24 protein-coding genes are annotated in these 26625 nt (G+C 44.2%); 10 read left to right on the top strand and 14 right to left on the bottom strand.

From position 1 onward, the window contains the following. Window positions 1-14 precede the first annotated feature (14 nt). The 3 genes from hepT to NDI35_RS26765 form a co-directional block, all read right to left on the bottom strand. Window positions 15-443 (bottom strand): type VII toxin-antitoxin system HepT family RNase toxin, encoded by a 429-nt coding sequence (gene hepT / locus NDI35_RS26775; protein WP_445315388.1) that lies wholly within the window; start codon window positions 441-443, stop codon window positions 15-17. Next, on the bottom strand, window positions 440-895 hold the full coding sequence (gene mntA, locus NDI35_RS26770; protein ID WP_445315387.1) for a type VII toxin-antitoxin system MntA family adenylyltransferase antitoxin: 456 nt from the start codon (window positions 893-895) through the stop codon (window positions 440-442). Before mntA ends, hepT begins: the two co-directional genes overlap by 4 nt. 141 nt (window positions 896-1036) lie before the next feature. Next, complete coding sequence (locus NDI35_RS26765) at window positions 1037-1243, bottom strand: hypothetical protein (protein WP_333164304.1); 207 nt, start codon at window positions 1241-1243, stop codon at window positions 1037-1039. Window positions 1244-1651: 408 nt separating this feature from the next. On the opposite strand from NDI35_RS26765, the gene NDI35_RS26760 reads away from it, so the two are divergent. Then, window positions 1652-2527, top strand: a complete 876-nt coding sequence (locus NDI35_RS26760; protein ID WP_445315386.1) for a helix-turn-helix transcriptional regulator — start codon at window positions 1652-1654, stop codon at window positions 2525-2527. Window positions 2528-2700: 173 nt separating this feature from the next. Here NDI35_RS26760 and NDI35_RS26755 read toward each other — a convergent pair whose 3' ends face one another. After that, window positions 2701-2916, bottom strand: coding sequence for a hypothetical protein (locus NDI35_RS26755; protein ID WP_445315385.1), 216 nt, complete (start codon window positions 2914-2916; stop codon window positions 2701-2703). 251 nt (window positions 2917-3167) lie between these two features. Here NDI35_RS26755 and grxC point away from each other — a divergent pair, with 251 nt between their 5' ends. Further along, on the top strand, window positions 3168-3482 hold the full coding sequence (gene grxC / locus NDI35_RS26750; protein ID WP_445315384.1) for a glutaredoxin 3: 315 nt from the start codon (window positions 3168-3170) through the stop codon (window positions 3480-3482). A 44-nt stretch (window positions 3483-3526) separates the two neighbouring features. On the opposite strand, the gene menD is transcribed toward grxC, so the two are convergent. Then, entirely contained in the window at window positions 3527-5443 is a 1917-nt protein-coding gene (gene menD / locus NDI35_RS26745) for a 2-succinyl-5-enolpyruvyl-6-hydroxy-3-cyclohexene-1-carboxylic-acid synthase (protein WP_445315383.1), read from the bottom strand. Window positions 5444-5516: 73 nt separating this feature from the next. On the opposite strand from menD, the gene NDI35_RS26740 reads away from it, so the two are divergent. After that, window positions 5517-5816: an antibiotic biosynthesis monooxygenase family protein gene (locus NDI35_RS26740; RefSeq protein WP_445315382.1), complete on the top strand. Its 300-nt coding sequence runs from the start codon at window positions 5517-5519 to the stop codon at window positions 5814-5816. A gap of 55 nt (window positions 5817-5871) precedes the next feature. Here NDI35_RS26740 and NDI35_RS26735 read toward each other — a convergent pair whose 3' ends face one another. Continuing rightward, complete coding sequence (locus NDI35_RS26735; RefSeq protein WP_445315381.1) at window positions 5872-7305, bottom strand: isochorismate synthase; 1434 nt, start codon at window positions 7303-7305, stop codon at window positions 5872-5874. A gap of 383 nt (window positions 7306-7688) precedes the next feature. Between NDI35_RS26735 and menA the strand changes: the two genes are divergently transcribed. The 4 genes from menA to NDI35_RS26715 all read left to right on the top strand — a co-directional run bounded on the left by menA (window position 7689) and on the right by NDI35_RS26715 (window position 12147). Beyond that, complete coding sequence (gene menA, locus NDI35_RS26730; protein ID WP_445315380.1) at window positions 7689-8585, top strand: 2-carboxy-1,4-naphthoquinone phytyltransferase; 897 nt, start codon at window positions 7689-7691, stop codon at window positions 8583-8585. A gap of 146 nt (window positions 8586-8731) precedes the next feature. Further along, entirely contained in the window at window positions 8732-9532 is an 801-nt protein-coding gene (gene menH / locus NDI35_RS26725; protein ID WP_445315379.1) for a 2-succinyl-6-hydroxy-2,4-cyclohexadiene-1-carboxylate synthase, read from the top strand. Between the two features lie 11 nt (window positions 9533-9543). Next, on the top strand, window positions 9544-10659 hold the full coding sequence (locus NDI35_RS26720) for an o-succinylbenzoate synthase (protein WP_445315378.1): 1116 nt from the start codon (window positions 9544-9546) through the stop codon (window positions 10657-10659). 69 nt (window positions 10660-10728) lie between these two features. Beyond that, the gene (locus NDI35_RS26715) at window positions 10729-12147 is read left to right on the top strand and encodes a 2-succinylbenzoate--CoA ligase (protein ID WP_445315377.1); all 1419 of its coding nucleotides are present in this window, start codon (window positions 10729-10731) and stop codon (window positions 12145-12147) included. Window positions 12148-12258: 111 nt separating this feature from the next. Here NDI35_RS26715 and NDI35_RS26710 read toward each other — a convergent pair whose 3' ends face one another. The 4 genes from NDI35_RS26710 to NDI35_RS26695 form a co-directional block, all read right to left on the bottom strand. Continuing rightward, window positions 12259-13230 (bottom strand): putative 2-dehydropantoate 2-reductase, encoded by a 972-nt coding sequence (locus tag NDI35_RS26710; protein ID WP_190735286.1) that lies wholly within the window; start codon window positions 13228-13230, stop codon window positions 12259-12261. A gap of 76 nt (window positions 13231-13306) precedes the next feature. Further along, a complete protein-coding gene (locus tag NDI35_RS26705; RefSeq protein ID WP_445315376.1) occupies window positions 13307-13732 on the bottom strand; it encodes an acyl-CoA thioesterase in 426 nt (141 codons plus the stop codon). A 153-nt stretch (window positions 13733-13885) separates the two neighbouring features. Next, entirely contained in the window at window positions 13886-14332 is a 447-nt protein-coding gene (locus NDI35_RS26700) for a tellurite resistance TerB family protein (RefSeq protein WP_445315375.1), read from the bottom strand. A 367-nt stretch (window positions 14333-14699) separates the two neighbouring features. After that, complete coding sequence (locus tag NDI35_RS26695) at window positions 14700-16004, bottom strand: ATP-binding protein (RefSeq protein ID WP_445315374.1); 1305 nt, start codon at window positions 16002-16004, stop codon at window positions 14700-14702. Between the two features lie 126 nt (window positions 16005-16130). On the opposite strand from NDI35_RS26695, the gene NDI35_RS26690 reads away from it, so the two are divergent. Next, window positions 16131-16454 carry a TMEM14 family protein gene (locus NDI35_RS26690; RefSeq protein ID WP_445315373.1) on the top strand — a complete coding sequence of 108 codons (324 nt, stop codon included), beginning with the start codon at window positions 16131-16133 and terminating at the stop codon, window positions 16452-16454. A gap of 181 nt (window positions 16455-16635) precedes the next feature. Here NDI35_RS26690 and NDI35_RS26685 read toward each other — a convergent pair whose 3' ends face one another. Beyond that, complete coding sequence (locus tag NDI35_RS26685; protein ID WP_445315372.1) at window positions 16636-17661, bottom strand: hypothetical protein; 1026 nt, start codon at window positions 17659-17661, stop codon at window positions 16636-16638. A gap of 77 nt (window positions 17662-17738) precedes the next feature. Here NDI35_RS26685 and NDI35_RS26680 point away from each other — a divergent pair, with 77 nt between their 5' ends. Next, window positions 17739-19151, top strand: a complete 1413-nt coding sequence (locus tag NDI35_RS26680) for a hypothetical protein (RefSeq protein ID WP_445315371.1) — start codon at window positions 17739-17741, stop codon at window positions 19149-19151. Window positions 19152-19463: 312 nt separating this feature from the next. On the opposite strand, the gene NDI35_RS26675 is transcribed toward NDI35_RS26680, so the two are convergent. Further along, the gene (locus tag NDI35_RS26675) at window positions 19464-21965 is read right to left on the bottom strand and encodes a protein kinase domain-containing protein (protein WP_445315370.1); all 2502 of its coding nucleotides are present in this window, start codon (window positions 21963-21965) and stop codon (window positions 19464-19466) included. After that, the gene (locus NDI35_RS26670; RefSeq protein ID WP_445315369.1) at window positions 21959-22381 is read right to left on the bottom strand and encodes a hypothetical protein; all 423 of its coding nucleotides are present in this window, start codon (window positions 22379-22381) and stop codon (window positions 21959-21961) included. Before NDI35_RS26670 ends, NDI35_RS26675 begins: the two co-directional genes overlap by 7 nt. Window positions 22382-22712: 331 nt before the next feature. On the opposite strand from NDI35_RS26670, the gene NDI35_RS26665 reads away from it, so the two are divergent. After that, window positions 22713-23945, top strand: coding sequence for a glycosyltransferase family 2 protein (locus tag NDI35_RS26665; protein ID WP_445315368.1), 1233 nt, complete (start codon window positions 22713-22715; stop codon window positions 23943-23945). Window positions 23946-24099: 154 nt separating this feature from the next. On the opposite strand, the gene NDI35_RS26660 is transcribed toward NDI35_RS26665, so the two are convergent. Then, window positions 24100-26385 carry an FdhF/YdeP family oxidoreductase gene (locus tag NDI35_RS26660; RefSeq protein ID WP_445315367.1) on the bottom strand — a complete coding sequence of 762 codons (2286 nt, stop codon included), beginning with the start codon at window positions 26383-26385 and terminating at the stop codon, window positions 24100-24102. Window positions 26386-26625 lie beyond the last annotated feature (240 nt).

Here is a 26625-nt window from a genome sequence, read left to right as displayed (position 1 = left end):
TGAGTGGCTATTTTTCACTTATTTCTAGAAAGGTATTCAGCAACTTGCTCGATGTAAATCGGATAATAGATTAAAGCAACTTGAACGGAATTAAATAACATTACATAATCTATCTCTAAGTACCGATGAGCCAAAATGTTACGCAGACCTGCGGATTTTACTAATTCTTCACTAACTTCAGGTGTAATAATTCCATAGCTTCCAAGCTTAACAAAAGATTCTCGATTACTATCCGAGTTAACCTTCATTCCACGGGTCAGAATATGCTCGTTAATATCAACTGCTGCCTGAACGATCAACTCCATTATTCTTTCTGAGATTATTTTTGAATCGAAGCTAGCTAGATAATTTTCCAGGCTCATCGATTCAAAACGTCTCAATTCGAGCAGATACTCTCCAATAAATTTGAGTCGGGTTAAAACGACTGTTTTCTGAATACTCATCCTGACCTCCAATTTTTGAGAAAATCATCAATACTCTGATAAAGTTGACGTTCCAGTTCTTGCAATTCCAGCTCGTTCATCAGATGAGTTTTGACAAATTGCTCAAACTGACCCGATTCTTGTTCATAAAGAAGTTTGCCATCCTGAGCAATAAAATTGGCAATCAGAGGGGAACAGCGATTCAATTCAACGACATCAATTTCATCGCTGTTAATGCTAAAAGCTTCACCCAAAATTCCAGGAACTTCAAACCATGCAAAGCCTCGATTATTGCAAGATTCTTCCCTAAGCTTTTCATCGTAAAGTGCGGCAAAATCCCAATCACTTTTTGCGTGAGTATCACCTCTGGCACGAGAACCAAAGAGAACGAGCATTTTGAGGTAAGGAATTTGTTCGGGAAGTTGTAAAGCACTTTCCTGAAGTTCAGCCAGCGTTGGGGAAATTTGGAGCATGGTTAACTTTTGTAGGGTAAACAAATTCGAGGGCGAGGACACCAAATTTTCTGTTGTCAGAATAGTTTGCCTCTAGCACTCTCTCTATCTTTAGAGGGGTAGAAAGAGAAAAATTCCTTCAAACCCCCTGACAAAATAGCATTACATCCTATTATTGACGTTCAGCAATAGTCGGTATTCGTGCTGTTGTCCGCTGAGGCGACGTTTCTCAAACTGATAGCCTTGCTTTCGCAGAATGTGCATGGTTGCTGAAAACCGATGGCTAATACTCTCGATTAGCTCATTGGCGCTATGCCATTGCCCATCGGACATCAGCCGAAGCATTTGATTCGGAAGATTATCTGTCATGGTTGTATTTGCGTAGGTTTACAACCAGACCAGCCATGCTCTATTCTAAGAGTTAAGTAATTTAAACACGGGCGAGCTGGCTTTATGTCTGGCTTGCTTTTTACTCTACCATGTATTTTGGGTTAGTACAGCGATAAAGTAAATTTTTTGAACCAATCGATCGCTTTCACGCTAAGATAGATACACAAATGCCTTTCAGGAATTGAAAGAGTACCGCGATCGAGACAATAACCTTGTCTTTCACACAAATACCTATTAGGGCTTGAAAGCCGGAGCTAGCCTCTGGCTTTTTTTGTTGGCTCTAGAATTTGCACAGCAACATTTGTTATCTATGAGATTTGTAATTGCACTAAGATTATATTTACATTTAAAACCCAATCTGTCAAGTATGTAAGTACATTTAATTTAATGTCCCGCAAAAAAGATACAATTACACTGTCAATTCCGGCAGGAACCAAGGAACAGCTAGAGGCGATCGCCCTTCGCCTCGGTATCAAATGGGGCAAAAGTCCCAGCGTATCGGGGTTATTGGTCGCGATCGCCCAGCACAAGTTAGAAGTTGGTGAACCCTTCACCCTCAACTCCACCGAAGTCGCAGCCTTACAGCAAGCTGCTAAACTCCTTGTTGATTCAGGCCATCTTCGAGACGCAGAAGTCCTGGCAGCATTAATGTTAGATCGGGGCAACCTTGATGCTCCCCTGCGTCAATCAATTCTGCAACTGGTTAGTCAACCCAGCGAGGGATGGCGTCCCCGCGTGGATCAGCTCAGGAAGGCTCAACAGCCATTTCACCTCCTCTACCGCAATAACCAAGGAGAGGACTTAGAGTACACCGTCCGATACGCCGAGGTGTCTTTTGAAGAAAAACGCTTTTACCTCAACATCTGGTGCGAAGAGACTGATGACATCAAAAATCCCGACTTTGCCGAACTCATCCACAACCGCTGTCTGCGCTTCGACAACATCAAAGCGATCGTCCCTATAAGTGGACACTGGCGGTGCGAAGGCTTAGATTATCTAGTAGTGTACTTACACTTTCGGGGCGGACTGATCAAAGCCTATGAACGCAGAGTGGACAAGGATATTCAGGATGAAGTCTTAGGAGAGGGAAAAACCAAGGTGCGACAAGTTGTGCGGCGCGTCTCTAATCCGTTTTGGTTGATTCGAGAGGTGTTTCGGTACGGCAAAGACTGCGTGATTGTCTCGCCCCAGAATGTGCGCGATCGCTTCCAACAAGAACTGATCGACCTCTGCCGCCAGTACAACCTGGAAATCCGCGATTAAATCAAAAAAAAGCAGCCGGTAAAGGCTGCTTTGACAAATAAACCGTTGTTGAGTTAGAGGAGAAAACTTTAAATCGAATTCAAATTACCGCTGTTTCCACTCCTGCCTGAGTTTCCACTATTTTCATCTACCGCTGACTCACCTTGCCTTCAGAACAAAACTTCAAATCCCGATTAGAATGCTGCTGAAAGTTCGTTGACTACTTTGATTCTGCCTCTGAGCACCGCCCGCAGCAAGCGGTTGACACAGCCTCTGTCTTCGTCATTCAGAGAGTCGTCGAAGGTGGCGGCCATCAAACCGTAGCGATCCGCCAGAGTCAAAACGCCTGTATCGGTTACAGAAGCGAGGATTTCAGAGATAGCGCCGGGGAGGAGTTGTACGGGGTGCATGGCAGTGCGGTTGAATTCGATATATTTATCATCTTCTGGTTTCCTCTAAATATCGGTGATATTAATAAGGTCGCGAAGGTGATTCTCTAGGGTGAAAGCCAGTGATCCGAGTAGAGTCAAGTTGTGACTTGGGTCACAGGGCGATCGCCCGACAGCTTAAAACCCACCTCTGGCAGATGCGCCCATACCAGCGGAATTTATACATTGGGTATGATTTCTAAATGAGTTCCACCCTTACCCCCGTAATGAAAATGCTTGATTTTCTTAATCCCATCTTGGGCCGCAAGCCCGATCGCATCAAAGCCAATGTGGAAATCTATACTTGGCAAACCTGTCCCTACTGCATCCGCGCCAAAACTTTGCTGTGGTGGAAAGGCGTAAATTTCACGGAATACAAAATTGATGGCGACGAAGCCGCTAGAAAAGCAATGGCGGATCGCGCTAAAGGACGCCGCAGCGTGCCCCAAATTTTCATTAATAACGAACACGTAGGCGGCTGCGATGACATTCACAAACTTGATGCAGATGGACAGTTAGATCCGCTGCTAGCTCAACCAGCAGTTTAAATTAGTGTAGGTTGGGTTTCCTTCCACCTGCTCAACCTACCAATTTACAAATCTTTGGCAAATTTACTTAGATTATCTTGCCGCCATTTAGCATCGGCGCGCCTGTCTGTTTGCAATTCTAAGACGCGAATCCCGCTATTTGGCAAAAAACTTAATTTTTGTTTGAACTGTTCCCAATCCTCAATTACCTCGTGTTCCACGCCGTAAGTTGCACACAACTGAGCAAAGTTGATATGCTGCGGGGTGGCAAAAAACTCTTCAAAGGGCGGGTCAAATTTGGCAACGGGCAACATTTCAAAAATTCCGCCACCGTTGTTATTAATTAATATGATTGTCAGATGACCGACAAATTTATTTTTAATTAAAAAACCGTTCGTATCGTGCAAAAGTGTTAAATCGCCTGTTAGCATGATGCTGCTTTGATTGCGGTGAGCAACTCCCAAAGCTGTTGATAATGTGCCGTCTATACCGTTAGCGCCGCGATTGACAAAAGTTTTTATTTCTAAGTTGTTTGGCTTCCAGAAAAACTCGACATCTCGGACGGGCATACTGTTGGCAATAAATATCGGTGTTCCAGGCGGCAAAATTTGGGAAAGCAGCCAGGAAACTTTGGGCTCGATTATGTTGTTAATTGTGGATAGTTTTTGGTCTATTGTTTGTCTGACTTGGATTTCGGTGTTGCGCCAAAGTTGGAGGTATTCGTTGGTAGCAGGGGATCGATCCCCCCCTAACCCCCCCTTAATAAGGGGGGGGACAAGAGTTGATTCCCCATTCGTCAGGGGGGGGATTTGATGGGAGATATTAGTGGTAGCAGGGGTTCGATCCCCCCCTAACCCCCCCTTAATAAGGGGGGGGACAAGAGTTAATATAGTTGCGAGATTAGTTGCGATATTTTCTGGGGAGGTTCGCAGGTGAATTGTTTTGCCGTGTAGCGGATCGAAATTGTGGTGGCTGGGGTCGATTATGTAGCGTTTTAGTTGGGTTTTGTCTAGCCAGTTTCGCAGTTCTTTGCTTGTCGGTAAGTCTCCGATTTGAATGGCGATTTCTGGGGTTAATTTATCTGCTAGTTCGCGGTTTCGCAGAATTAAATCGTAGGTGGAAATTAGATAAGGATTGAGTTGGGCGTAGTTTCTGACTGGGGATAGTCCTTCTGCTAAAACTGGCCAGTTTAAGGATTTAGAAATTTGGGCGATCGCACTACAGTATTTTTCGGCAAATTGAGGCTGTGCAACGCCTGCAATAATAATTCCTTTGCTGCACTTTTGCCACTGTTGCATTGTACTTTCTTCTCCCCCCCTTAACAAGGGGGGGCTGGGGGGGGTAGAGCTTTCTCCTGCGAAAATGGGTTCTAATCCTGCAAAGAAATCTTCGGGATTAAATTCTGTTTCTAAAGCTTCTACGGCTATGTCTGGAACGGGTACAAGCGGGTCGCGAAACGGGATGTTGAGGTGGACGGGGCCTGGTGTTGGAAATTGCGATCGCTCCCAAGCATACACGATCGTCTGCCGCAGATAGTCTAGCATTCCTCTGGACGCAGAAGGTATCGCTAATTCGGCTTGCCAGTTCGGATAATTGCCGTATATTTTCACTTGGTCGATCGCTTGTCCGGCGTGACAGTCCCGCAGTTCTGGAGGTCGATCGGCGGTGAGTATTAGCAGCGGAATTCGACTTTCTCTCGCTTCTATTATTGCAGGATAAAAGTTGGCTGCGGCGGTTCCCGATGTGCAAATTAGTGCGGTTGGCAAATAGGATTTTTTGGCAATTCCTAATGCAAAAAAGCTGCCTGAACGTTCGTCGAGTATGGGAATAGTTTCTATTTTTTTGTTTTGAGCAAAGGCTATTGTTAGCGGTGCCGATCGCGAACCGGGACAAATGACGGCGGTAGTTAATCCCAACCGCTGCAAAGTTTCTGCTAATACGGAAGCCCAGACGGTATTTGTGTTGCGAAAATCTATTGGCATTGCTAAACCTGAGTAGCTCAACTCTGTATTGTGCTACGATATTATACCCAAATAATTGTCAGGATACATTTTTATGATTCTTGAGGCGGTTGTGCTTAATGTCAAATCTGGCTTTGAGGGTGATTTTGAGATAGCTTTTATAGAAGCCTCCAGTCTGATAGCGTCTATAGATGGATATTTATCTCACGAACTTCATCGCTGCACAGAAGTTCAAGGAAAATATCTATTATTGGTTAGATGGGATAATTTAGAAGCTCATACCATTAGATTTAGGAATTCCGCTGAATATCAAGAGTGGAAAAGAATGCTTCACCATTTTTACGATCCTTTTCCCATAGTAGAACATTTTGAGGAGGTGAAAATTAAACATTAACACAGACTCAATCAATTAACTTGACAACTCTAGATGCTGCAAATTAGCTGAATTATTAGACTAAAGCATTTAAAAGTGGTTGTAATTTGAGCTGAATTTCTGCTAGTTCTTTCTCTGGTTCCGAACCCGCCACAATACCAGCACCAGCATAAAGTATAGCCCGATCGCCATCGATTAAAGCCGATCGAATGCCCACGGCAAATTCGCCGTTGCCGGCGCGATCGATCCAGCCGAGGGGTGCTGCGTACAAAGAGCGATCGCAGCTTTCGCAGCGGCGAATTTGTTCGAGGGCAACATCTCTCGGCACGCCCGCTACCGCTGGGGTTGGATGCAGTTGAGCTAAAATCTTTAATAAATGAATATCAGGGGGAATTTGAGCTGTTATAGGTGTCCACAAATGCTGAATGTTTGATAGTTGCAGCAGTCTGGGCACTGGGGAAAATTTGGGGGTTATGCCGAGTTTAGATAGGCGATCGACAATAAAGTCAATCACAACTTGATGTTCGCGAATATCCTTCTCACTCTCTAGCAATCCTTGGGCTAATTTCGCATCTCCCGCCTCAGTTTTTCCTCTCGGTGCTGAACCTGCTAAAGCATCTGTTAATAACTGATTGTTGTGAATGCTAATTAAGCGTTCTGGACTAGCACCGATAAAATTTTGTCCTTTGCCGTTACTGGTTGAAAATACATAGCAATCTGGATAGCTGAGGCGCAAGTTGTTTAATGAATCTATTAAACTGAAAGGGGTTTGAGAAATCACATTGATTGCTTGGGATAAAACAATTTTACTAAAATATTTAGAGGCGATCAATTCTAAAGCCGACTTGACTGATGTTTTAAATTGACTAGCATCATTGACGGGGATTTGTTTCAAAGATATCGAACTGTCGATCGCAGTTGTGAGTTTATGGTATTTGCGAGATTCAATTTTATCAAAGGTTTGCCAAATATTTTCAGCAATGTTTTTAACGTTGCGATCTTTTTCTATGATGGCATTTGCGACGAGAATGCAGCTATCTTTCTGTCTGGTAATCTGCCATTTTGGTAAAAATATGGTGGCGGGCGGAAAGTAAGAATTAGCAGCAAGGTTCTCATCAAAAAAAGCAAAGCTACAAAAAAAGTGAGGCCCGCTAAATGGCAAGCGTTCCGCACCAATGGTAATTGTATTGGCAACTGTTGAACGAATAAAGTTTTGAGCTGCCACAAATCGATCGGTTCCTGCTACGGTGAGATGGATTGCCGAATCAAGGGCGGCAATTGCAAAACTTTTGCCGGCAATGGGGTCTCTTTTTTCAAAGTAAAAGTGCCGCTGACAAGGTTCGGAAATCTCTTGCAGTACAGCTAGCGGATCGAGGGGATAAATTTCCTGAGAAATACTAACTATTTTTGTGCGATCTTTTTCGGTTAAAGACTGCTGGCAATTTAACAGAAACTGATGCAGTTGATTGCGGTCTTGCAAGAGATTAGCGCGGTGCGGTATTACTGTCATGAAAGCGAGAATAGCAGATTTGTCAGATAGAGTGTGGGTTTGTCCGGCTAAAACCCCTATTTCGATCTAAGCACGGGAGGGCGATCGCAAAACACGACCTTTTGAGTTTCCCTCCCTGTTTGGGCTCTGTTGGGGAAAAAAACCGACCATCGGGCGATCGAGCGAAACATTTAGACACAAAACTTTAAGATCGATCGGCTAAATTTCGCAAAAGTCGATCGACCCCTGCAGAGGTTTACAGACGGGCTACTTGCGCTGTTTGAGTACCGCCACAGCCTCTGTGTGGATGCCCCCCGCGCACTCAACCCGATCGAGAGTAGACTTTGTTCACCAATAAAATTGTAAAATTACTACGCTGCTATCAATTGAATCAAGTTTGTGTAATGACAACAAAGTTAATTGAACGTTCAAATAGTAAATTGTGGCTGGCGGCAATCAAGCCGCCCATGTACAGCGTTGCGGTGATTCCTATTTCAGTAGGAACTGCAATTGCTTTTGCCGAAACTCAAACGATTAATTCGTCAATTTTTTCGACATTTTTAATGTCAGCCATTTTGATTATAGCATGGCTGAATCTCAGCAATGATGTATTTGACTCAGAAACAGGCATCGATAAAAACAAAGCGCATTCTCTAGTTAACTTAACGGGAAATAAAGCTTTAATTTTCGGGCTGGCAAATCTATTTTTAGCAGTCGGAGTGTCTGGAATCTGCGCCATAAGCTGGTGGCAAAAAGACCCAACAGTAATTTTCCTGGTAGTTTTGTGCTGTGCTCTCGGCTACACTTATCAAGGGCCTCCGTTTCGTCTTGGCTATCAAGGTTTGGGAGAAATTATTTGCTTTTTCACCTTCGGGCCGCTAGCCTTGGCCGCTGCTTATTACAGTCAAACTCAAACTTGGTCTGCCACTAATTTTGCAGCGTCGGCAATCGTGGGAATTACTACGAGTATCATCTTATTTTGTTCTCACTTTCACCAAGTTGAGGACGATTTGGCGGCTGGTAAAAAATCCCCAATTGTTCGACTCGGTACGAAAAAAGGTGCTCAGTTGTTGCAGTGGTTGTGCGGCAGCGTTTATGTTTTGACTGTGCTATTTGTGGCTTTGGGAATGTTCCCAATTTGGACCTTGTTAATTTTTGGGAGTTTGCCATTTGCGATCGACCTTTGTCGCCATGTCATAGACTATCACGACCAACCGGTAAAGGTCAGCAACTCTAAGTTTATCGCAGTTACGCTGCATTTTTCGAGCGGACTGCTGCTGGCGTTGGGGTTTGCTTTGTAGATCGATCGGGGGATTGAGAATTCCCGTAAAATTGAGGTATGGTTTGCTAAGTTGAGGGAGTTGGTGGAGTTGGCAGAGTTGGGCGACTTCTCAAAATCTTCTTTAATTCAGCAATCCGTACCTCACATTGAATCGTATAAGTGTATATGGACATATTTAATAATTATAACTTTAACTACTCCTTAACTGGCAACAAGAATCAGCCGACACTTTTATTGTTGCATGGATTCACGGGCAGCAGTCAAGACTTTAGCAGGGTCATTCCCTTACTTTCTAACAGTTATTGCTGCTTAGCAGTTGACCTTCCCGGCCACGGAAAAACCCAAGTCAACGGCGACGAAAGTTGCTACACTATGTCAAATACTGCCCAAGCATTAATCGAGTTATTAGATAATTTACAAATAGGCAAATGTTTGTTATTGGGCTATTCAATGGGGGGGCGATTGGCACTTTACATGACATTACATTTTCCAGAAAGATTCGAGAAAGTAGTGTTAGAGTCAGCCTCTCCGGGATTGAAAACAGAAAAAGAGCGATCGCACCGCCGGGAAGCCGATTTACAGCTAGCACAAAAGCTGGAAAATAGCAACATTAAAGATTTTTTATTCAACTGGTACGATCGCCCTTTATTCAAATCTTTAAAAAATTCTCCTAATTTCGACAAACTCATAGAAACCCGCTTAGCAAACAATCCCTTAGAATTAGCCAAATCCCTCCGCAACATGGGAACCGGCAACCAGCCCTCTCTCTGGGAAAAACTCGCACAAAATCACATCCCCCTCCTCTTGCTAGCGGGAGAATATGATGATAAATTTACAATTATAAATACCGAAATTGCCAAATTGTGTCCGGCCGCCCTTCTGGAAATTGTACCAAAAGCTGGTCACAATATCCATTTTGAAAATATTGATAATTTTGGATCAGTTGTAAGACAATTTTATGATTAACTAAAAAACTAATGTTTCATCAATTCGAGTTTCGCACTTATCAGCGAAAATTTAAGCGTCCCTTGCAAACAAGTCACGGCATCTGGGATGTTCGATCGGGAATTATCCTGCGACTTGTGGGCGAAAATAATCAAATTGGTTGGGGAGAGATTGCCCCTTTGAGTTGGTTTGGTTCCGAAAGTTTTGAGCAAGCTTTAAATTTTTGTAAATCGCTGGCGACTAATATTTCAGAAGAGGCGATTTTCTCTATTTCTGCTAAATTGCCTGCTTGTCAATTTGGCTTTGAGTCAGCACTATCAAACTCTAGAGCCCCCCTAACCCCCCTTAATAAGGGGGGGACAAGAAATATTCTCAAAGTCCCCCTTATTAAGGGGGATTTAGGGGGATCTAGACTTCGCCTAAAATCGACATTGATGGCGGGTTCAGTCTTAAGCAGTCACCAATGGAGAGAGGTTGGGAATGAGGAAGAGAAAAATCGGTTCAGCGGTTTATTGCCCGCAGGAGAAACAGCTTTGCAGGCTTTGCAAGTGCTTTGGTTAGAGGGATATCGCACGTTTAAATGGAAAATTGGTGTTGGTGCAATTGAACAAGAATTAAAGATTTTTCAGCAGCTAATCCAAGCAATGCACAATTTGTGCGATCGCGAAAAACCATTTTTGCGCTTAGATGCCAACGGGGGACTCAGTTACTCGCAGGCTAAAACATGGCTGGAAGCTTGCGACAAGGTAAAAGCAACTCCCGATTTTTCTGCAGACATTGAATTTTTGGAACAGCCGCTGCCCGTAACACAGTTTCAGGAAATGGTAGAATTAAATGCTATTTATGCAACTCCGATCGCCCTTGATGAATCTGCCGCCAACCTCGATCGCATCCAAGAGTGCTACAGCCAAGGCTGGCGGGGAATTTTCGTCATTAAACCTGCGATTGCTGGTTCCCCATCCCAACTGCGAAAATTTTGTCAAACTCACAATATAGACGCTGTTTTCTCATCAGTATTTGAAACCGAAATCGGCAGACAAGCAGCATTAAATTTAGCAACCGAATTGTCTTTAAATAAGAGAGCACTAGGCTTCGGCACCGATTGCTGGTTCGATGACAATCATTCGATTTTAGATTTTAGATTTTAGATTACTCCCACGACTAAATCAAGCGGGTTAGGTAATTGTTTTGAATCGAGAAACTTGGTGAAAGCATCTATGGCAACAAATCTCACAGTAAATATTCTGGATATCACGTCTGGCTTGCCCGATAATTGGCTCATCGGTTGTGACAGCCGCGAATTTCCCCGAATTGTCGATCGGGTATTTCTTGAAATCACCCAAAATCCCGCACAAAAAACACCCCCAAAAATTTGCCTCGCCGAACCAGAACCAGTGCAATTTCTTGCCAGTTTCACCGCCGCCCGCGCCGCCAAATGCCCGATTTTTCTGTGCAATCCCAACTGGGTAAAACAAGAATGGCAACAAGTCTTTGATTTAGTCCAACCCGACTTAATTTGGGGACAATGCCCGCTTCCCAACACTCCCCATATCCCAGTCCGCGAAGACGGACTTCGTTTGTATAGCCACGAATTTTATTCGCCGGGTAAAAACGGTTTTGATACGATCATGATTCCCACCGGAGGTTCTTCAGGAAAAATCCGTTTTGCCATCCACACTTGGGAAACGCTAACGGCATCAGTACAAGGTTTTCAACAATATTTTCAAGTTGACCAAATAAACTCATTTTGCGTTTTGCCATTATACCACGTCAGCGGTTTAATGCAATTTATGCGTTCCTTTACTACCGGAGGAAAACTGGCAATTCAGCCATTTAAAGAATTAGAAAATGGTAAAAAAAGCGACATCGAACCAGAAGAGTTTTTCATTTCTTTAGTCCCAACTCAACTGCAACGGCTGCTGCAAAACCCAGATACAGCTAATTGGCTGGGACGGTTTCGTGCCGTACTTTTGGGCGGTGCTCCCGCTTGGCCGGAACTTTTAGAAACAGCTAGAAACTATCAAATCAAATTAGCGCCAAGTTACGGCATGACAGAAACCGCCTCGCAAATTGCTACACTAAAACCCCAAGATTTTCTCGCTGGCAATAACAGTTCCGGTAAAATTTTACCGCACGCTAAAATAACTATTCGCAGTGCCAACGGCGATATTTTGTGCGATAATCAAATCGGAAATATTGTGGTAAATGCTAAATCTTTGGCGTTGGGTTATTATCCTAAAAATTTTGGCGATCGCCAATACTTCCAATTAGACGATTTGGGATTTTTTGATAAAAATAACTACTTAAATATCGTCGGACGCAGCAGCGACAAAATTATCACAGGCGGAGAAAATGTATTTCCGGCGGAAGTTGAAGCCGTTGTGCGATCGACTAATTTAGTTGCGGATATTGCTGTAATTGGCTTGCCAGACAAAGATTGGGGTCAAGTCGTTACGGCTATCTACGTTCCCGCTAATTCCGAAGTTACTGTCAAAAATCTGCAAGTGGCAATAGAAGATAAGTTGAGCAAGTTTAAGCGACCGAAATATTGGGTAATCGTCCAACAATTGCCGCGCAATTCTCAAGGCAAAATCAATCGAGAACAATTGCAAGAAATTGCGCTCAAATATCAATAATTATTAGGCGCAATCAATGCAGAAGGCAGAATTTCTCATGCTTATTTCCGACTCCTGACAACCATCAACAGTCAACAGTCAACCGTCAACAGTCAACCGTCAACTGACTAATTACGACAAACCTAACAGCCTTCTGGTCCTCTCCGCTTCTTGTCTTTGAAAATCCACAAACTTCAACATTCGGTAAACTACCTCTATTTGGGGCAACTTAATACCTGCTTGCTGCGCCACCCGTATCGGATTACCAAAAATCGCCTCCACTTCCAGGGGCCGCGATTCATCATAATCGATTTTCATGCTCGTGCGGTAAGGCTTCATTTTCTGAGTGTATTCGAGCATCTGTGGGATAAAGTCATCGGGAATAATGCGATCGCAACTTTTGGCGCCCGCTATCACTTCCCCCATCATTTCCTTGACTAAAATCAGAGTATCGGGATTAGCCATCAGTTCGTCAGTTCTCGCATCCAACACTACAGACAGCCCGTTATACGGAATATTCCAAACCAGCTTTTTCCACCTTGACAAGAGCAAATCTTCACTCATTTTAATAGGAATATGAGCACGTTTAAAATCCTTAGCAATTTGGTGCAATCTATCAGTAATACCAATTGCTTTGTAGTCTTGGGCATATTCTCCCAGGGTGATAGTGCCGTAATCTAGGTGGCAGATGTGACCGGGCCCAACTTTATAAGAGCAGAGAAAACACAGCCCGCCAACCACTCGTTCTGCACCAACAATTTTAGCTACTTCCGGTTCGGCATTCAATCCGTTTTGCAATACTAAAACCGTCCCGTTATCCTTTAATAAAGGAGGCAAAATTTGGGGCAAAAAGTGATTTTGAGTTGTTTTCAGCGCTACAATTACTACGTCGCACTTAGGCATTTTATGCGTGTTGTGGTAGGCGCGGACGTGGGGGAGGGTGAAGTCGCCTTCGGGAGACTCGACAATCAAACCGTGTTTTCTGACTTGATCGTAATCGCTGCGTAGCAAAAAATTGACTTCTAAACCTGCTTGTTGCAGTCTAGCACCGTAGAATCCGCCTAAAGCTCCCGTGCCCACAATGGCATAATTGCGATTTGACATAATATCAAAAAGTCAGAAATAATATCAACAAAACAGAAATTTGACTGTCATACCCTGCTATTATTTAAAGATAGAACTAATCTGAACTCTCAATCTCAAATTTCCTCATCCACTTCATCAAGTCTTCTGATAGCTGTTTTCGATCTCGGCTAACTGCATCGATGCAGACGTGCTTAGTAAGAGCTTTAGCAGCGCTTCTTCCTGCAACTTCCTCCGAAAATACTTGATAGGCAATTTCAAATTCATCGCCAGTAACTTGTTTGGGCGTCAATTGAATCGTCAGCCGATCGCCCGCAAACATTGGGCGATAAAAATCTACACTAGCATGAATTATGGGAAAGGCAACCTCGGGATTGCTGAAAAATGCTTTGAGATTGATTCCCGATGCTGCTAGAGATGCCTCGTAAGCTTCGTGGCACATCGCCAAAACGTTAGCAAAGTAAACGACTCCAGCAGCATCGGTATCTTGAAAGCGAACAGTGCGGGTGTAAGTGAAAGGCATTTGAGGTAGTAACGGGCGATCGCAAATTCGATCGCAATTTTACCAACCATCATATCGGTAAACCCGCACTTTGGGAGAAGTTGTCAGCTAAGTAAGTAGGCGCTAATTTTTTATATTGTAAAATTCGCCCTCCTCACTCCTTCTCCTTCTTTCTTAACCTTTGTTCTTAATCAACATCACGTCTATAATCTTGAGGGCAATATCTTCGGAAAGCCCCAATGCACTGTAAAGATCGTTCAAAAGTTGTTCTTCTTCTTCGGAAACCTCGCCATCTGCTAAAGCGATATCAGTTGTGACAGCAAAAACAGTTTCTTTAAGTTCGTCTGGAAGCGTTGCCAAAGCAGCATTAAACAGTACCTCAACTCCTTGCCGTTGCAGAATCATCAGCAGGCGTTCGAGCATTTTTCTCATCACGTCATCGGGATAGCTGCGGAACAGTTGCATCCGAGATAGCGTCATGCTAATCGCTTTACTTTCGCTGTCATTGATGTAACCGTCGGCTGCTACGGCAATTAGCGCGATCGCCGCAAATGCTTCGGCAGGCCCTAATGTTACGTCCGTTTGTTGGCGAGTCTGTGATACTTTATCAAATAAACCCATGATATTTTCCTCATTATTTAGTGGTCGATTTATGGAGTCAGGATGGGTTCTGGCTCTGGAGGTTTCTTTGGGGATTTTGATAATTATATCAAATTTTGTTTGTTAGTTGTTATCAATAAAATTATGAAAAAATTAAGAATTTTTATTTCGCCCTTGGGTGCTGTAAGGGCGGGTTGATTCCTATCCTGAATTGCCTTCCCATATATCGGCTAAAACAGGCATCTTGCACCCTTGTAAGCAACAGGCAAGATGCCTGTTCCACAAAGAGTGAATTTTATTGTGGAACAGGCATCTTGCCTGTTCATAAAAAACTTATTGAGAAGGATGTAACATCTCAGTTAAAACCCGCCTTCCCAGCGCAGACCCTCTATTTGTCAAAAAGGGCTAAATCTGCTTTCAGGAAATCAACAAACTGCCGCGCAGTCCTTCCCGATCGCCCATTGCGACGAGTTGCCCATTCTTTAGCGCGGTGCTCCAAATCCTCAGCAGCGAGTTTGATTCCAGCAAGTTCTGCCAGATGTCGGACAATTGTTAAATAAGTGTTTTGATCGGCCGGTTCAAAAGTTAAAGTCAAGCCAAATCGATCGCTAAATGAAAGTTTTTCCTGCACAGTATCCCAAGCGTGAACTTCATCTCCATCGCGGGGGCGAGGCCTATCGTCAAAAAACTCTCGAATTAAATGCCTGCGGTTAGATGTTGCGTAAACTACTACATTTTGAGAGCGAGCAGTAACATTTCCTTCCAAAACAACTTTCAGAGCTTTAAAAGCATCGTCATCTTCCTCAAAGGAAAGGTCATCCACAAAAATAATAAACTTTTGAGGAACTCCCCGCAACTGCTCGACAATTAGCGGCAAATCTTGCAAATCCGATTTAGATACTTCAATCAAGCGCAGATTGCGAGATCCAAATTCATTTAACAGCGACTTCACCAAAGAAGACTTGCCCGAACCGCGGCTCCCGTACAGCAAGACGTGCAAAGCCGGATAACCTGCCAACAAAAACTCCGTATTTTTCACCAGAGCATCCCGCTGCCAATCGCAGCAAACCAACTCTTTTAAAGTTATGCGATCGGGATGCGAAATACTAGCAAACTGCCCTCCCCGCCACGCAAAAGCGCGATATTCGGCAAACAAACCCGTGCCAAACTGTCGGTAATAAACTGCCAAAGATTCCGCCGCGCTCGACCATTTTTCTAGTTTCCCGTGCAGCGGCAAATCTCCCGGTTCTGCTACAGTTTCTGAATGCCAAATCGGAGGCACTGCGTCAAGTTGACCCGCTACCCGCACCCACTTGCTCAATTGTTCGCTGCTGCATTCGTAAATATTTTGCAGCACTTGTAAATCATGTCGGGCGGCCTCCACCAACGCGGGGGGTAAACTCGCAAAATCTGTTTGCTGAGCTCGGCGTGAAAAGGGGTTTTCGTTTTTGAGAATTTCCCAAATCAGAGAATCTTTCCAGCTTAAATTTTTAGCAGCCTGAAGTTTGAACCAGTTCCCGTAAGCTACCTGACATTCCAAACCGCTGACTTCGCTGTGGTGGAGGGCTTGCAGCAAGTCGAGAAAAGCTTGACCGACAGAGCTTTTGAAAACCGATTGATACAGCAGCAGGGATGCTGCTTGGCGCTGGAGGTAACGGATTTGGGCGATCGCAGCAGAAGTTAGGGCTGACATAATGGCAATTGTATAACAGTTAGATATCCTGACTGGCTTTAATAAATTTTCTAACAATTCGTGACACTAATTGCAGGCCGCGCTGTATAAATTTAGATGCAAAGAGTGAAATCTGGAGGATTAAAAATGAATTTAGGGACAGCAGCGGCGATCGGCTACGGCATTTTAACACTGGTTGGCGGCATCATGGGTTATATCAAGGCCAAAAGCCAAGCCTCGCTCATTTCTGGCTTGATTAGCGGTTCCCTCCTAATTTTTGCCGGCACCGCGCAGCTTATGGGACAAAGTTGGGGTTTAACATTAGCAGCAGCCATCTCCGCTGTTTTAGTAATAGTCTTTATTGTGCGCCTTGTTAAAACTAAAAAATTCATGCCGGCCGGAATGCTAATTTTAGCTAGCTTAGCGTCTTTGGGCGCAATAGTTTACGAACTCAGCGGTCAATATCAATAATCTGTTGACTGTTGACTGTTGACTGTTGACTGTTGACTGTTGACTGTTTTTAGTGGTCAGTGGTTATTTGTTAATTGTTAGTTGTTCGTTCTAATAACCAATAACCAGTGACCAATAACCAATAACCAGTGACCAATAACTAATAACCAGTGACCAATAACTAATGACTAATGACTAATGACTAATGATTGATGACTGCATCAATATACTGCTGAACTTCCCTGAGTTGCTGCCGCTGGCATTCGATCCAATCTTTTTCCGCCGCTCGCTGTTCCGGCGTCTCTTGCTGATACCGCGCCTGGTTCTCTAAAAAATTATTGTAGAATTTAATCGCTTTTTCAACTGTTTGAATTGCCAGTTTCATGCGCTCCTCGAAAATTGCTAAAATCACCTTTTCCAGGATTGACCCAATCACTTGACAGGAATCTTCAAAATCGACCAAACTGATTCCCATCTTGCTTTTATGAACTAGAGTTTCTACAGGTTCTTTCAGCGTTTCTTTAAAACTTTTCATATAAGAATCCGGCAGATATTTCAGTGGCTCCGTAAACTTCGATACAATCTCCCCGCCTATGGATTGTAGTCGCTCTCTAAATTTGGACTGACTGTTTAGGTCGAAGCATTCAATACAAAATTCAATTTTTTCTATATCAATAGATTGTAATTCTTTAAAAATTAAACTCAGCTCATTCTCCATAATTAAAATCACTCGCTCGGCTTGGGCATCAACTTCATTCCGCAACTCTTTGTGCAAATTATCTTTTTCAAAAAAACCAATAGTATCTCTTTGAAAGACTTGAGGGTTTTTATCCCACAAAAACCACTGATTTTTTAACTTGGCCGCCTTGTCGCTCCAAGATTTGCGAACTTTAATAACAGCATCATATTTGCCCTGTTTTCCTAAACTGCGAATTCTCACATCGCATCCGCTTAGTTCGCCAATTTGCTCCCAGACATCAACAGGAGATGCCCCAGCAATTCTCGGCTTGCTATTCCAGACATCCTCAGCGTGAGATACATCTTTGAAACATACCTGAAGTAGCCCCTTGAGTCTGATGGCAGATTGCTTAATTTCGTCAATACAAGGTTCCACATCTAAACTGAGTTGGGTAGCTGACTGTTTAATCTCCACGGATTGATATTCGTCTGCCAACAATCGATCGCTAAACTGGGTAATAGCCTGGAATGCCTTGAGATACTCATTCATTTCCTTTGATGCCTCGTTTCCATAAACAGCATACAATACAAAACATCTGCCTTTTTGAATGGAAACTGAGTCACCACATGGATTATATATTCACCCCTGCAACTCAGGCGCGACTCAATAGTGGCAACCTTGTACAGCCTGCTGCCAAAACAGGAAAATTGCTCCCTGCTGCTAGAGATCCGGTGACAGGGGAGTTTGTGGAGATCGCAAAAATTTTTTATCAATCAAGAAGTGAAACTCTATCCTCGCGCGGAGTTATAGGATTGCTCGCACAGTTAGCCGGAGGTGGCCCCATACAGCCGCTGGTAGCTCCCGTCTACGTGACACTGGCGCCGTTGCAGGTGGCTCAAACTCATCAGGGGTTTCAAAAAACATACAGAATGCTTAACTGTCTGAAAATTAATTTGGCAGTTATGCAAGCAACTGCTGCTGTCATTGGTATTGGCGCTGTATCGAGCACAGTTTTATCAGCAGTAAACCTCAACCAAGTATTAAAAATCCGAGAAGAGGCTAAGCACCAGAAGCTAAAAATTAAAGATGGATTTATTGATCTCAGACACATTCTCAAAGATAGAGGAGTAGAGGTGATCCAGCAGATTTTTAAGGTGGCTCACGACTCTAGTTTTGAAATGCACCGCCAGAAACTGGTTAATGGTTATGAGATTTTTTCTAAAGCTATCAAACGCTGTCAGTCAGCCCTGACAGTGCCAGATATTAAACTTCGGAATTCCGAAATTAATAGCGGGCGGGATATGCTGTTTGAGGCTTTAAAAATTTATGATAATCCTAGTTTGTTGGAGGGGGTGTGTTCTGCTGGACAGCTCAGGCAAATGGAATGTGTTTGGGCAATCGAGCAGGCGATCGGGGTCACGTTTCACTTGCAGCGGGCCTACGATATGGTGAGCGATCGCCTGCTGGAACTCCAATCAAAAATTCGTCAAAATCTTCTAACTGTTGTTAAAGGATGTCAATCCGAAGCCGAACTAGATTTTTTATTTCCTGAAGTTACTAGGATTCTCGGTCATGATTTAAGTGTAATAGAATTTTGGCAAAATGAGGTTGATTGGATGCAAACTTTGTCTCCAAAAGAGCAGCACCAGTTAGCGAGTTTAGATAAACTCACCGGCGAGAGTTTAAAAAGCAGCGTGTACACTACATTCGCGGTATTAGCTCCGGAACCTTCACTTTATGAAAGTTTAAAGCAAAAGTCTCACTTTCTATCCTTGCGCGACCAGCTAACCTTCGCTGTGTCGCCGGAAATCCGCCGGAGATACGAATTTTATATCAGCCAGCAGGCGATCTCTACTGGCTATCAAGCTTTAGCTGCCTCGAATTGGCAAGAAATATCCGATTTAACTGTGGCTAACCTCTACCACTTTTTTCATATCCGAGAGAACTCAACTGAAAATTATCCAACTGAGGACGAATTAGAAACGCCTTATTGGCACTTTCCCCAAACCTTAAAAAACGAGCTGAATTACAGCAATTAAATGACCAATGACTAATGGATACTGTTGACTGTTGACTGTTGACTGTTGACTGACTTCTTCAGTCGTAGACACAACTTTTCAATTGTTACACTATCTGTAGTAGTAAGGTGTGCACTGCCCACCCTACAAGTATAGTCTGTGCGTGAAGGACTATTTTTCCTTCTTCCTTCTTCCTTCTTCCTGACATCCGTTACATCCGTTACATCCGTTACACAATCCGTTGCCGAACTTCCTTCTTCCTGACATCCGTTACATCCGTTACATCCGTTACACAATCCGTTGCCGAACTTCCTTGTTCCTTCTTCCTTCTGATTACCTTAGCCACAACTTAATAGTATTGTCTTTAGAACCGCTAGCAATAGTTTTGCCATCGGGACTAAAAGTCACCACATAAACCTCATCGGAATGTCCCGTCAAAGTATTCAGCAATTCTCCCGTAGCAAAATCCCAAACTTTAATAGTTTTATCCTTGCTCCCGCTCGCAATAAACTTCCCGTCCGGGCTGATAGCAACCGAGACAATATCGTCAGAATGTCCATTGATAGAGCGAATTAAATCTCCTGTTTCGATATTCCAGATTTTAATACTTTCATCGTAGGAACCGCTAACAATTGTCTTGCCGTCCGGGCTAACAGCAACCGACCTCACCGCGTCGCCGTGTCCCTCAATAGTTTTGAGCAACCTCCCGGTTGCGACATCCACAACTGTAATTTTTTTATCCTTAGAAGCGCTAACCAAACTTTTTCCATCTGGAGTGAAAGCAACAGAATAAACAAAATCTGTATGGTCTGGAAAACTCTGAATCAAACGGCCAGTTGTTGCATCCGAAATCTTTGTGGTTTTGTCTCCGCTGGCACTAGCCACAAGCTGTCCGTCGGGGCTAAGAGCGACAGACCAAACAGAAGCAGTGTGGTCGAGACTGCGAATCACTTGCCCTGTTTTCAAATCCCACAGCATGACTCGCCAAAAACCGGTTCCAGTCGCCAGTTTCGTACCGCTTGAGTCAAAAGCAACCGACCAAATAGTGGAGGAATCTCCTGGAAAAGTGCGGATCGACTTGCCTGTAGCTAAATCCCAAATTTGGATGGTTTTGTCTTTAGAACCGCTGGCTAACATTAAGCCGTCTGGACTGAAAGCAACAGACCCAACGGCATCGGAATGCTGAGCGAAATTTTTGACTTTGGCGTTCTTCCACCGCAGACCTGCTTGGCACTGTTCCTGTAACTCCTGAGCGGACGCATAGCTGCTGGAAGTATCGGCAATTGTTGGTATTTGGCTGATGCAGTCTTCATAATTACTGCCTTTATAAAGAGCTTCAATTTGATTGAGCTGTTGGGATTCTTTCTGGACTCGCTGCTGCCATTCTTGCCACTTGAGATATCCGTAAATTCCGCCGATCGCAGCTAAGATAGCCGCAATTGTTGCCCCGGCAAGATAAGGATTGAATTTGCGAGTTTCTTTGGGGACAAGCGCTGGTGGGCTGGCGAGCGAGAAATCGGTTTTTCCGTTCAGATTTACCTGCGAGGATACCGCCGGACTTGCCTGCAATCCGAGTTGAGGGGCGCTACTCGCTGGTGGCAGATTGGGGTTGCGGTGTCCCTCTAAAACTGTGGATATCGCCTTGTACAATTTAGCAAATAAAGATTTAGGAATGACTAATTCTTCGATTTTCGCGGCATCTTCGTCGGTAAGCCCTAAAACTTGCTGCAAGCGTTTTAATTCGTCGCGCGTTTCCAGAGAAAAGGGATATTCTTGCTGCATTGCTTCTTGCAGTGATTGTTCGTAGCGTTCGCCTTTTTCCCTGTATTTCCGGTAAGGGTTCAATACCTCATCTTCGATCGCCTCTGCTTCTTCTGGCAGCAATTCCAAACTGACGCGCAGTTCATCTAATATTCTACGACCGACGACGGTAATATCACCCCGGCTGCTGCTGCGCCGATCGACTTCTTCGCGATATATTGTTAGCTTGGGAATCCGCGCCCGCGAGCGATCGCCAATTTTCCTCAAATCGGCTAAAGCTTCCGCCGCCGACTGGTACCTCTCCCGAAAATCGTAGCGCACCATATTGTCTAAAACATCGGCCAGCGCTTGGGAACACGTGGCTAAATGCCGCCAAACAATTTCGCCTTTATTAGAATTTTTCAAATCCCGCAGTTTCGGCAAATCGTAAGCCGGCAAACCCGTCATTGCTTGGATGCCAATCATTCCCAAAGCGTAGATATCGCTGTTGAGTTGCGGGTTGTATTGAAATTGTTCGATCGGCATATATTCCAGAGTGCCAATCCGCACAGTTACCGGCGCTTGTCTTTGAGCGATGTGAATTTCTTTTACCGAGCCAAAGTCGATTAAAACTAACTTGTTGTCTGAATAGCGGCGGATTAAATTTGCCGGTTTAATATCTCGGTGAATTACTCCCTGTCCGTGTACAAACACTAAAATTTCTAACAGTTCCTTCAGCAAAGCAATCATTTTTTCTTCGCTTAGAGGCTTGCCCGGTACAATCTCGGTTGATAGCGAGTGACCGGCAACAAAGGATTCAACTAAGAAAAATTCTTCATTTTCTTCAAAATAAGCGAATAGCTGAGGAATTTGGTCGTGTTGACCGAGCTTTTCTAGAACTTCTGCTTCTTTTTGAAAAAGACGGCGCGTAGTATTAATTAATTTCGGTTCGGTAGTACCGGGACGCAGGTGCTTGACAAAGCACTGCGGTTCTCCCGGACGGCGAATATCTTTGGCCAGATATGTTTGTCCAAATTCTCCTGTTTCTATGACTTCAATGATTTGATAGCGTCCATCTAAAAGTTGGCTCACCATGATAATAACGCAGCCTTTTTTTGGTTGATTTTCGCAAGAAACAGTTGCACTGTTGAGTCAGTTGTATAGCCTTTTTCAGGTAAATTAGGTGTTCCTGGGCCTTGGCCAAACAGGGCATTGGGCATTGGCCAAACAGGGCATTGGGTATGCGGAATAGTTGTTTCTTCCCTTCTTCTTTCTTTCCTTCTTCTTTCTTTCCTTCTTCCGACTTCCATCGGACTTCTTTCCTCTTCCTTCTTTCCTTCTGACTTCTTTCCTTGTGGCTTCTGACTTCTGACTTCTGACTGAGATATTGCCCCATTCTCAATTACTTCTTTAGGAACAGGCAAGATGCCTATTCCACAAGAAAAATCATTCTTTGTGGAACGGGCATCTTGCCCGTTCTTGACAATAGTGCAACATCTCAGTTCTGACATACTTTATTTTTTCAACATCTGCAAAGCTTGATATCCCAAAAAGAAAAAACCCAAAGCGCCGAGTACCGCTATCGTGTTCGCAAACACATCGACTGTAAAAAATTCGCCCATTGCAATCTCCTCTGACAACTGATATCTATCCTCGGCTTTTCGGTCGCTGTCTGGGTGAGGGGTCTAGCCCCTCGCTGCGGGCGAGCCGAAAGATGCTCACAAATTATAGCAAAAGAGGCGGTCAAAATAACTTTTCGGGCGAGCGACTAGCTTTTTGTTTTAATATTTTTTAATATTTAGGGAGACAAATCGTGTACCGAAAATTTGAGGTCTGTTCGCTTTGATATTGTTAACCCTGCTAATTTTTTCTCTGATTGTAAGTAGAGCTTACACTAAGAATTTGCGCCGATCGGTCGAAAATGCGCCTCGAACCGACAGAAGTTTGGCTAAGCTGTCACCGGAGTCCGCCGCGCAGTTCCCTAAAGTTTCGGTAATCGTACCAGCATACAACGAGGCAGAGAATATTCGGGATTGCGCGATCGCCATTTTGGAGAGTACACCGCTGTCTGTGGACAACTTACAGGTTTTAATTGTAGACGATCGATCGACAGACGACACGTTAGCGATCGGGCAAACCCTGGAACAGCATCTCAACGACCCCCGGCTTAAAATATTAGCAGGTCAGCCGCGACCAACCAACCAATATTGGGCGGGCAAAAACTGGGCCTGCGCCCAAGCTGTTCAAATAGCAACCGGAGACTTCTTATTATTTATCGATGCCGACTTGCGACTTAAACCAGGGGCCATCGAAACCGCTATCGCCACAGCAGAAACCGAGAAAATAGACTTATTTACCTGTATGCCAGCGCTGGTTTGCGAATGTTTTGCCGAGTGGTTAGTGCAGCCGATAATGTTCAATAACTTAGCAGTTTGCTTCGACTTCACCGCCGTCAACGATCCCTCGAAAACAGACAGTGCTTTTGCCGCCGGCCCATTCATGTTATTTAGGCGATCGGCTTATGAAAAAATCGGCGGTCACGAAGCAGTTGCCGGCGAAATTGTTGAAGATGTGGAATTAGCTAGGCGCATCAAACGTGCGGGTTTAAAGCTCGGACTTTATTCCGGGTCAAATTTGGCATCCGTGCGGATGTATCGGTCTTGGAGCGCATTGTGGGAAGGCTGGACAAAGAATCTGTATCTCGGCGCTAACCGCAGTTGGGGGTTGATGGTTTACATGGCGGCAATTATGTTTTTTGTTTATCCGATGCCGTGGATAGGATTATTTATTATTCTGAAACAAATAATTTCCGTCTTCCCTCTTTCTTCTTCCTTCTTCTCTCTTCCTTCTTCCTTCTTCCTTCTTCCTTCTTCCTTCTTAGTAATAATCGTAATTTGGCAGCATTACAATTTGCGCCGCTTGGGTGCCGAGATTTCTGACTGTCCGACGAAATACTGGTGGTTGGGAGGTTTGGGAGGTGCGTTAGTGGCGGCGATGGCGATCGGTTCTGCGATTAAAACTGAAACCGGTTGGGGATGGACTTGGCGCGGTAGAACTTTGCAAATTAAGAGTTAATGAAGACTTGCAGATGGGCCGGCAAGATGGCCATCCCACAAAAAATTAACTCCTTGTGGAACAGGCATCTTGCCTGTTCTTCCAAATCATCTAAAATGTGAGTTATAGAAGACCGAAGGAAGAAGAAATAAGGCAGAACTAATCATAACATCCCTTACATCCGTTCCCGAACTTCCGCATAAACAAAAGCAGGTACGCGCTTGTAAGCAGGCGTGCCAGATCGCCTTTCAATTTCCGGATGAAAAATCACATTAACTTCAGGATAAAACATCAAAGCAGCACCCTCACGAACCGCCCCGTAAATCACCTCTACATTTTCCATTTTCCCCACATTTCCCTGCACCGTAACCCGTTGATGTTCATGCAAACCCGTGCTTTCTGCATCCGCACGATTCATCAAAATGCAGTTGCGGTGCGGCATTCCCCGGTACTTGTCATCAATTTTGTAAACCACAGTATTGTGCTGAGAATAGCTGCGTCCCGTCATCAATGCCACAACAATACCCTGTGTTGATTCAGATACTCCAAACTCTTTCGCTTCCGGTAATTTCAGCTTAGGTAAAGGCGTGACAAACATCTTCGCTTTTCCAGACTCTGTAGGGAATTTAGGTTCTGTAAAAATGCGACCGCTGATGGTGAATTCCTCTTTTGTTTCATCAATTGTCGCCATCTTTTCATAGCCAGGAATAGTTTTAGCAATCAATTGCCGAACATATGTTGTGTCTTGAAGTCTGCGCCAATCAACAGGGAAATCGCCGTGAATTCTGCTGGCTAATTCGGTCAAAAAATAAACTTCAGGAATCAAATCAGAATTCTGGAGATGAGTTTCGCCCTCATCATTTAAACGCACAAAGTTATTGCCAGATTCCACCGTTGTTTTGTGGGGGTTTTCAAAGCGATTCAGCACGGGGAGCACAATTGTATTGTGCTTGGCCAATCCGTGAAAATGCCCTAAATTCGGTTTGGTTGCGAGGTAGATAACGGTTTCAACATTGCTTAAAGCGCGTTTTGCCTGCGTTGAATCTGGATTCGCCCCGTACAGGTTGCCGCCCAGACAGATCAGCGTATCGACTTTGCCTGCATCTGCTGCTTCAATGAGCGATCGAGTGTCGTAGCCTTTAACAGGGCTGAGGGGACGATTCAATAACTTTTCTAAAGCTTGTTGAATTTCTTTTTTCAGCTTCACAGTGACGCCCATAGAGCCGAATCCTTGGACGTTTGAGTGTCCTCTCACTGGCATTAATCCAGCACCTTCTTTGCCGACATTTCCTGTCATTAAGGCAGTATTGGCGATGCTGAAAACGTTATCTACACCGTTATCGTGTTGGGTAATTCCCATCGCCCAACCAAAGACAACTCGCTGGGACGTGCCAATAATTCTGGCTGCCGCCTCAATTTCTGCTTGGGAAACTCCGCAGGTTTTAGTAATAGTTTCCCAAGAGGTTTCGCGGGCGTGCTGTACTACTGCTTCCCAGTTTTCTGTATGAGCTTGCAAGTATTTTTTCTCCAGCAAACCTTGTTCGAGTAAAGACTTTTGAATGCCGACAAATAGCGCCGTATCGCTGCCGGGAATTGGTTGCAAGTATAAGGAGGAAATATCGGAACCGGGGATGAGCGACTTGACGGGAAATGCGGGAGAACCAAACTTGACTAACCCGATTTCCATCACCGGATTGATCACAATTATTTTACCGCCTTTGTCGCGAATTTTAATCAATTCGTTCATCAAGCGGGGATGGTTGTAGGAAGAATTGCTGCCCGCGAGCACGACGCAATCTGCTTCCTTCAAGTTTTCTAGACTAACTAACGAGGTGCGGGTGGCAAACATTTCGCTTAACCCGATTGTCGAGGGAGCGTGGCAGAGATCAGAACAATCTGCTAAGTTATTGGAACCCATCGCCCGCATCATCAATTGCAGCAGAAAAGCGGCTTCGTTGGAAGAGCGACCGGAACTGTAAGATGCCACTCTTTCGGGGGTTTTGCGGAAGGCAGCTTCGGCAATTTGATAAACTTCTTGCCAAGAAATGCGATCGTAATGAGATGAACCAGCCCGCAAAATCATCGGAAAACTCAGCCTTCCCAATCTATCGGCTTCCATTGAGGTTAATTGCTGAAGTTGTGCAATACTCTGTTGTTCAAAAAATTGAGTTGAGATAGCCGGCTTGATTTCAGCGGAGATTGCTTCGACGCTTTTCATGCACCGCTGAAGTTTTTCACCCTCTTCATTTGTAAAACCTCCTTTCTGCCCGCCAGTGCCCCAAGAACATGACAAACAAGCACTTTTGTGTAGCAAAGTTTTCCAAAGTTTCGGCCCTTCGGGGGACAATGTATGTTTTGCCCAATATTCTATTACGGGCAAACCGCCACCTATCTCTGGTGTTTCCTCGTTTGTCTCGTTGAAGGGCGGGATTGGTTGGACATTTTGGGAGTTGATATCCATGCGGTTTACCTTTTGTTGGAATTGCGGATTAATGTGGCGGGCTATCCGCCAAAGGAGTTAAGTTTATTACTGAAATTTTACCGCAAATTTACAGCATAAAAAACCAGTCAACAGATAGATATTTTAACCCACATTCCGCAGATGTGTGTAAAATTTTTTTATCCGTTCTGAAAAGTTGGAGTCAAAAAGTTTTTCCGTTTAACTTATGCGGTTTTAACGTCACGGATACCTGTCAACTCT

This window comes from Microcoleus vaginatus FACHB-2002, assembly GCF_040004035.1.
In the GTDB taxonomy this organism is placed as follows: domain Bacteria; phylum Cyanobacteriota; class Cyanobacteriia; order Cyanobacteriales; family Microcoleaceae; genus Microcoleus; species Microcoleus vaginatus_C.
Note: the sequence above shows the minus strand (reverse complement) of the source record. Positions and strands in the feature narration are given on the sequence as shown.

Coding starts and splice junctions, on each gene's coding strand:
- hepT (WP_445315388.1), bottom strand. CDS start 443: ATGAGTATTCAGAAAACAGTCGTTTTAACCCGACTCAAATTTATTGGA.
- mntA (WP_445315387.1), bottom strand. CDS start 895: ATGCTCCAAATTTCCCCAACGCTGGCTGAACTTCAGGAAAGTGCTTTA.
- NDI35_RS26765 (WP_333164304.1), bottom strand. CDS start 1,243: ATGACAGATAATCTTCCGAATCAAATGCTTCGGCTGATGTCCGATGGG.
- NDI35_RS26760 (WP_445315386.1), top strand. CDS start 1,652: ATGTCCCGCAAAAAAGATACAATTACACTGTCAATTCCGGCAGGAACC.
- NDI35_RS26755 (WP_445315385.1), bottom strand. CDS start 2,916: ATGCACCCCGTACAACTCCTCCCCGGCGCTATCTCTGAAATCCTCGCT.
- grxC (WP_445315384.1), top strand. CDS start 3,168: ATGCTTGATTTTCTTAATCCCATCTTGGGCCGCAAGCCCGATCGCATC.
- menD (WP_445315383.1), bottom strand. CDS start 5,443: ATGCCAATAGATTTTCGCAACACAAATACCGTCTGGGCTTCCGTATTA.
- NDI35_RS26740 (WP_445315382.1), top strand. CDS start 5,517: ATGATTCTTGAGGCGGTTGTGCTTAATGTCAAATCTGGCTTTGAGGGT.
- NDI35_RS26735 (WP_445315381.1), bottom strand. CDS start 7,305: ATGACAGTAATACCGCACCGCGCTAATCTCTTGCAAGACCGCAATCAA.
- menA (WP_445315380.1), top strand. CDS start 7,689: ATGACAACAAAGTTAATTGAACGTTCAAATAGTAAATTGTGGCTGGCG.
- menH (WP_445315379.1), top strand. CDS start 8,732: ATGGACATATTTAATAATTATAACTTTAACTACTCCTTAACTGGCAAC.
- NDI35_RS26720 (WP_445315378.1), top strand. CDS start 9,544: ATGTTTCATCAATTCGAGTTTCGCACTTATCAGCGAAAATTTAAGCGT.
- NDI35_RS26715 (WP_445315377.1), top strand. CDS start 10,729: ATGGCAACAAATCTCACAGTAAATATTCTGGATATCACGTCTGGCTTG.
- NDI35_RS26710 (WP_190735286.1), bottom strand. CDS start 13,230: ATGTCAAATCGCAATTATGCCATTGTGGGCACGGGAGCTTTAGGCGGA.
- NDI35_RS26705 (WP_445315376.1), bottom strand. CDS start 13,732: ATGCCTTTCACTTACACCCGCACTGTTCGCTTTCAAGATACCGATGCT.
- NDI35_RS26700 (WP_445315375.1), bottom strand. CDS start 14,332: ATGGGTTTATTTGATAAAGTATCACAGACTCGCCAACAAACGGACGTA.
- NDI35_RS26695 (WP_445315374.1), bottom strand. CDS start 16,004: ATGTCAGCCCTAACTTCTGCTGCGATCGCCCAAATCCGTTACCTCCAG.
- NDI35_RS26690 (WP_445315373.1), top strand. CDS start 16,131: ATGAATTTAGGGACAGCAGCGGCGATCGGCTACGGCATTTTAACACTG.
- NDI35_RS26685 (WP_445315372.1), bottom strand. CDS start 17,661: ATGAATGAGTATCTCAAGGCATTCCAGGCTATTACCCAGTTTAGCGAT.
- NDI35_RS26680 (WP_445315371.1), top strand. CDS start 17,739: ATGGATTATATATTCACCCCTGCAACTCAGGCGCGACTCAATAGTGGC.
- NDI35_RS26675 (WP_445315370.1), bottom strand. CDS start 21,965: ATGGTGAGCCAACTTTTAGATGGACGCTATCAAATCATTGAAGTCATA.
- NDI35_RS26670 (WP_445315369.1), bottom strand. CDS start 22,381: ATGTCAGAACTGAGATGTTGCACTATTGTCAAGAACGGGCAAGATGCC.
- NDI35_RS26660 (WP_445315367.1), bottom strand. CDS start 26,385: ATGGATATCAACTCCCAAAATGTCCAACCAATCCCGCCCTTCAACGAG.